At 70.8% G+C, this 5812-nt stretch carries 6 protein-coding genes; 2 read left to right on the top strand and 4 right to left on the bottom strand.

Annotated features, from left to right (window positions below; genetic code table 11):
- Nucleotides 1-64: 64 nt before the first annotated feature.
- Nucleotides 65-361: a hypothetical protein gene (locus D7V97_RS39015; RefSeq protein WP_120615666.1), complete on the top strand. Its 297-nt coding sequence runs from the start codon at nt 65-67 to the stop codon at nt 359-361.
- Nucleotides 362-467: 106 nt separating this feature from the next.
- Here D7V97_RS39015 and D7V97_RS46295 read toward each other — a convergent pair whose 3' ends face one another.
- Together D7V97_RS46295 and D7V97_RS39025 are read right to left on the bottom strand one after the other, a co-directional pair.
- A complete protein-coding gene (locus tag D7V97_RS46295) occupies nt 468-1091 on the bottom strand; it encodes a LysM peptidoglycan-binding domain-containing protein (RefSeq protein ID WP_120615662.1) in 624 nt (207 codons plus the stop codon).
- Nucleotides 1092-1190: 99 nt separating this feature from the next.
- Nucleotides 1191-2384, bottom strand: a complete 1194-nt coding sequence (locus D7V97_RS39025) for a trypsin-like serine protease (protein ID WP_233583518.1) — start codon at nt 2382-2384, stop codon at nt 1191-1193.
- A gap of 332 nt (nt 2385-2716) precedes the next feature.
- Here D7V97_RS39025 and infC point away from each other — a divergent pair, with 332 nt between their 5' ends.
- On the top strand, nt 2717-3478 hold the full coding sequence (gene infC / locus D7V97_RS39030; protein WP_120615667.1) for a translation initiation factor IF-3: 762 nt from the start codon (nt 2717-2719) through the stop codon (nt 3476-3478).
- 133 nt (nt 3479-3611) lie between these two features.
- Here the strand turns inward: infC and D7V97_RS39035 are convergent, their stop codons facing one another.
- A complete protein-coding gene (locus tag D7V97_RS39035; protein ID WP_120615664.1) occupies nt 3612-5072 on the bottom strand; it encodes a sialidase family protein in 1461 nt (486 codons plus the stop codon).
- Between the two features lie 170 nt (nt 5073-5242).
- On the bottom strand, nt 5243-5812 hold a 570-nt coding region (locus D7V97_RS39040; RefSeq protein WP_120615665.1), incomplete at its 5' end, for an MFS transporter.

The following is a 5812-nucleotide window of genomic DNA, read 5'->3' on the forward strand; positions in this document are numbered from 1 at the left end:
GCCCCTGGCCCCGGATGGCACCCCCTGGTCGGGGTCCCTACCTCTGGAGGACAGGAGGATGTCCATGTCCGTGCGGACCCCGATGACAGGCATCAAGAACAAGCGACGCGTGAATGCGCGGGCGGCCCAGCCCAGCATGCAGGCCAAGAAGGCGCGCCCGACGCTGCCGCACGATGAGGCGGCCGAGCTGCGCAAGGCGAAGGACCTGAAGCGGGTGACGTTGGGGCCGGCCGCGGAGCACCATGGCCCCAAGCGCAACAACCGGGGCACGGGGCTGCGAGGCCGCAAGAAGGCGCCCAGCCAGATCCACATCAAGCGCGCGGGTGGACCGCACGAGCGCTCCATGTTGCACGGGGGCTGATCCGTCGGAACGAAAGACGACGCCCCGCCGTGGAAGTGGGTCCCTGCTTCGGGGACCGCCTTCCACGGCGGGGCGCGGTGCTGCGTGGGGGGGTGGAGCGCGCCGGTCAGTAACCGACGTAGCCGCTGCCGTTCTGGAGGCCCTTGATGCCCGGGACGTTGGACACCGAGCCGTAGCGCTCGATGGAGTAGCGGACGCCCGCGATGATGTTGTCCACCGGGTTGCGGATGTTGTCGTGGCCGGGGAGCTTGTGCGCGTCGAACGTCGGCTGGATGGTCTGCATCAGGCCGATGGAAGGGGTGCCCTTCTGCGCGTTGGAGTCCCAGTTGTTGATGGCGTTCGGGTTGCCGCTGGACTCGTGCTGGATGATGGCGGCGATAGCCTGCGGATCCATCTTCTCCGCCGGGACGCCGTTGGCCTTCAGGATGTCCATGGCCTGCTTGATCCAGTCACCGACCTGGCCCGGGGGCACGTCGCCCACGGGCTGCGCGCCGCTGGTGGCGTCGGTGCCGCCGGTCTGCTGGGAACCGCCCGTGAGGTTCGGGCCCTTCGCGGTGCCTTGCGCCTGGAACTCGTCCTTGCTCCCCGGGATGTTGAGCTTCGCATCCGCGTAGATGAGGTCTGCGTTCTTGATGTTCGGGTTCGCCTTCATCAGCGAGCCCACATCCGTGTTGAAGCGCTTGGCGATGCTGCTGAGGGTGTCGCCCGACTTGATCCGGTAGTCGCTCATGGGGGGAGAGGACCTTGTGATTGCCGAAGACCGTGGATGCAGGATTCTCGGAAGCTGATTTCCTGAGTTGCGCCTACATTTGCGTTTTTGTGGGCGCTTTCACGCGGAGTGGTTCCTGGACCGACACCGTGAACTTCTTCGATGGGGCTGTCGCCCCACCCACCTGAGCAGCCCGAGCAGGACGGCCCACATCCCGTCCACGGGGCCCGGTGCCAGGGCACACCCTCCGCCCGTGTCCGGAGGGCCGTCCCCGGGGTTCGGCGGATCCACGGCGGCCTCGCAGGGGGTGAAGCAGCGGCAGGCGGCATCCCCCTCCACCTCCAGCCGGGCGCACACACCCTGCGCGCCACACGCGGCGTCCTCCGAGCACGCGGCCCCGAAGCTCCCCGCCTGGAGCGCGGGCAGCAGGCAGCGGGCGGGGGCGTCCCCGGCGGCGACGCAGAGGAGGCCAGCGGGGCACTCGGCGTCGGTGGCGCAGGCCTCCTGACAGAGGGCGTCCAGGGGGAGCGGCGTGGGCGCGGCCGGGGGCGGAGGCGCTTCGAGGAAGGGACGGAGGAAGTCCTCCAGCGCATCCACCCGCACCTGGACCGCCTCCGAGCGACAGGCCACGTCCCCGCTCACCGTGAGGCCCCACAGCACCTCGGTGCCCGGGTCCCCCTCGGTGGCTCCCAATACCGGCCCTCCGCTGTCGCCCACGCAGCTCATCCCCGGCGCGGGTCCCGCCTGGAAGGAGCCCGGGGCCACGCCCGTCACCTGGAGCTGCCCCTGGCGCCGCTGCCCCGAGGGCCGGGCCGCGTCCTTCGTGTCCCCATAACCCACCGCCCGTACGGGGCTTCCCACCCCCGGGGCGTCGGTGGGACCCGGCAGGCGGAAGGGCGGCACGTCGTTCACGGGCGTCGCCAGCCGCAGCAGGGCCGCGTCGTAGGCGTGCGTGGCCGGGACATAGCCGGGGTGGGCCACCACCTGGGTGACGCGCACGAACCGGCCTCCAGCCCCGGGCTCCGGAAGCAGCGTTTGGCCGAGGAAGACCTCGTAGGGCCCCTCCTGCCCGAACACGGCCAGGCAGTGCGCCGCCGTCAGCACCACGTCCGGGGCGATGAGGGCACCCGAGCAGAGGAGGACCGGCGGCTCGCCCCCACAGCGCGTGCGCCGGGCGACGAGCGCCACCGCGGCGGTGTCCCCGGGCGCGTCCGAGCCCTGGACGATGGCCTGGGCCCGGCCAGGTGGGACAGGGTCCGCCGGGTCGGAGACGGGCAGGCAGGCGGACGGGAGCAGCGCGGCGAGCGCAACCACCCCGGGGAGTCGGCATCTTTTCGGGACGCGGACGGACGTGGTGGACCGTTTCCCCATGGGGCGCATCCTAGGCGACGCCGGGTCGTGGGAATGGCGACGCTCCCGCGTTACCTTGCCTTGGGGGGTCGTGAACCGGATAGAGTCGGTTGCACGTCTCCCTGCCTGGCTGGCCAGAAGGCGTGCTTCCTGACGCTTTGGGGGCAGAAGGCCTACCGTCCCGATCGGGAGTCGGACAGGCTGACTGCCGTACACACCGTAGGGCCTGCCACTTTGAAGGGCCCGCCACATCTTCACGGGTGGTGGGTCTGCAACCCTTTTTGGAGGATGTTCACATCATTCGCGAACAGAGAAACAGTCGCGGTCCCAACAGGGACCAGAGAACCAACCGCCGCATCCGCGCGCGGGAAGTCCGTGTCGTGGGCTCCGATGGTTCGCAGCTCGGGGTCATGACCATCGAGGCCGCCCTGGAGCGGTCCCGAACCGAGGGGCTCGACCTCGTCGAAGTCAGCCCCATGGCCAAGCCGCCGGTCTGCAAGATCATGGACTACGGCAAGTTCAAGTACGAGGAGAAGAAGAAGGCCTCGGACGCGAAGCGCACGCAGGTGGTCATCCAGCTCAAGGAAGTGAAGCTCCGTCCCAAGACGGAGGAGCACGACTACGAGTTCAAGGTGCGCAACACCCGCCGGTTCATCGAAGAGGGCAACAAGGCCAAGGTCGTCATCCAGTTCCGCGGGCGTGAAATCACGCACAAGGAGTTGGGCAGCGCCATCCTCGATGACGTCGTGAAGGACCTGAAGGACGTGGCCGTCGCCGAGCAGATGCCGCGCATGGAAGGCCGGCAGATGTTCATGATCCTCGCGCCCACGCCGAAGGTCGCGCAGAAGGCCCGCGAGCTCGCGCGCCAGGCCGCCGCGGCCGCCCGCAAGGCCTCGCCGCCGAGCCAGAAGAAGCCGCACCCGGAAGGTGGCCATCACCCGGCCGCGGAAGGTGCCGCCTCCACGGCGCCCATCGACGCTGACGACGCCGACACGGGCGACGACGATGCCGACACGGACGACGCGCCGGACACCGCGACCGCTCCGACGACGACGTAGTCGCTCGCGCGAACGGGCTTCGCGTCTCCCCACCCGGGAGACGCGCCCACGGGCGGTGCCCCTCGGGATGACTCCCGGGGACTCCGCCCGCGCGCGCACCGTCCACGCGTGTCTCCAACCCTGACGGCCCGCGCTAGACGCGCAGGGCCCGGGTGCGGAGGCGACGCCCCAGCTCCATCAGGCTCAAGCTCAGCAACACCGCGAACATCGCGCTGGCACCGCCACACCCGACGGCCACCGCCTCCTGGGACGGGCCCGTCAGCGTGCTGACGGGCGTGCCGGGGTCCTGGGGCGTCGGGCCGGACGAAGCCGATCCCCCGGAGCCTCCCGTGGCGGCGACGCGCGCGTCCTCGCCGTCGTTCTCCACGGCCTTCGCGGCCACCGCGCTCGACTTCAGCGACGACGAACTGGTGGAGAAGAACGACACCCGGTTGCTGGAGCCGGACGAGGGCTCGATGCCGAACAAGACCACCAGCGGCACGCCCGAGGGCAGCACCTCCGGCGTGGCCGGGTAGCCCGCGAAGCCGGACACCGACGCGAGTTCCTTGCCCGCGCCCGGCCTGCCGCTGGAGGAGAGCGCGCGGACCCACAGCCGGTAGCCGCTGCCGTCGCTCCGGGGCTGGTTGTAGAAGAGATACAGGCTGCTGCCCACGCGGGTGAGCGCCGGCTGTGAGGCCCAGTCCCCGTCCTCCAGCACGCGCACCGCGGAGCCGAAGCTGCTGCCGTCGAAGCGGCGGTACATCAGGCGCTCGGAGTTGTCCTTGTAGACCAGGTGCAGGCCGCCCTTCCCGTCCGCCACCGCGCTCAGCGCGGCGCCGTGGTAGATGCCGTCGGAGAAGGCGGTGCGCGTGGAGGACCAGGAGGACAGCGACGCGCTGTCGTCGCGGATCCGGTAGCGCGTGCTGTCGGATCCGCTGTGGGAGCTCCACAGCATCATCAAGCGGCTGCCCAGGTGCACCAGCCGGCCGCCGCCGCGCTTGGAGATGTCGCGCGCGAGCGCGGACTGTTCGCGGAAGGTGGAGCCGCCGTCGCTGCTGACCGCGATGCTCAGCGTGTTGCTGCCGTCCTTCTCGCGGAAGAAGGCCTGCACCCACAGCCGGCCCTTCGAGTCGCGCGCCAGCTCCGCGCGGTAGTACGCGGTGCTGGAGCTGGTGGAGTCGAAGACGCGCACCGCGGACTCGGGGCTCCAGCGGTTCTTCGACGAGCTGTAGCGCCACCACTGGAAGAACACGTCCCGGCTGGTGGAGCCGCTGATGCCCTGGCTGTCCGGCGTCTCCACCGCGTAGACGAGCGCCACGTCCCGGCCCACCACGATGAGGTCCGCGCGGTCGTAGGTGGAGCCGTCGTGGATGACGCCCTCCAGCTTCCAGCTGCCACCGCCGTTGTCGCTGCGGAACATGCGCAGCCCGTGGCCGTCCTGTCCGCCCTGTTGCACCGCCGCGAGCAGCACGGAGCCTTCGCCGCGGGACACCCGGACGAGGTGACGGTGCGCGGGCAGGGTCAGCGCGTTGCCACCCCGCACCGGAATGGCCGTGGGCGGTGTCGCGGCCGTCATGCCCGTCAGCAGCAGTCCCGTGAGTACCGCCCAACCCATGCCTGTCCCCCTCCGTTGGATTCCTGGCGGAGAAACTGGTGGGTGGGGCGGGCCTGGAGAAGGTGTGGGAAACGGGGCGTCGCCCGCCCGCCTGCCCTGCGGATGGGGCCAGCGGGGAAGCGTTGCGTGCGCGGAAGCGTCGTTTGTCCGACGTCAGGTGGAGCGCGGCTTCAGCCTCGCGCCGCGTTCCGTCCACCAATGTGCGCGCCGGCATCCGGCGGCAGTCGGCGGAAGAGCGGACCGGCCAGCGACGACACGAGGCCGATGGCGAGGAAGGGCAGCAGGAAGCGGTCCGGCGTGAGTCGCACGTCGCCGCCGCCCCGGGCCACGTGCAGCATCAGGCCGCCGAAGCTGATGCCCACGCTCAGCGCCATCTGCTGCGTCACCACCGCCAGCGTGGACGCGTTGCTCACCGACTCCCGGGGGAGGTCCGCGTACGCCACGGTGTTGGTGGCGGTGAACTGCAGCGAGCGCATGAAGCCGCTGAAGATGAGCGTGCCGATGATGAACGGGATGGGCGTGCCGGCGCGGAAGAAGGCGGGCACGGCCGTCAGCGCGGCGGTGAGCAGGTTGGAGGCGACGAGCGTCTTGCGGAAGCCCACGCGCCGGATGAGCGCGGGCGCCACCGGCTTGCACGCGAAGGCCCCCATCCCCGTGCCGATGGTGACGAGCCCCGCCTCCAGCGGCCCCCAGCCCAGGCCCACCTGGAACAGCAGCGGCAGCAGGAACGGCGTCGCGCC

Source organism: Corallococcus sp. CA053C (genome assembly GCF_003611675.1).
In the GTDB taxonomy this organism is placed as follows: domain Bacteria; phylum Myxococcota; class Myxococcia; order Myxococcales; family Myxococcaceae; genus Corallococcus.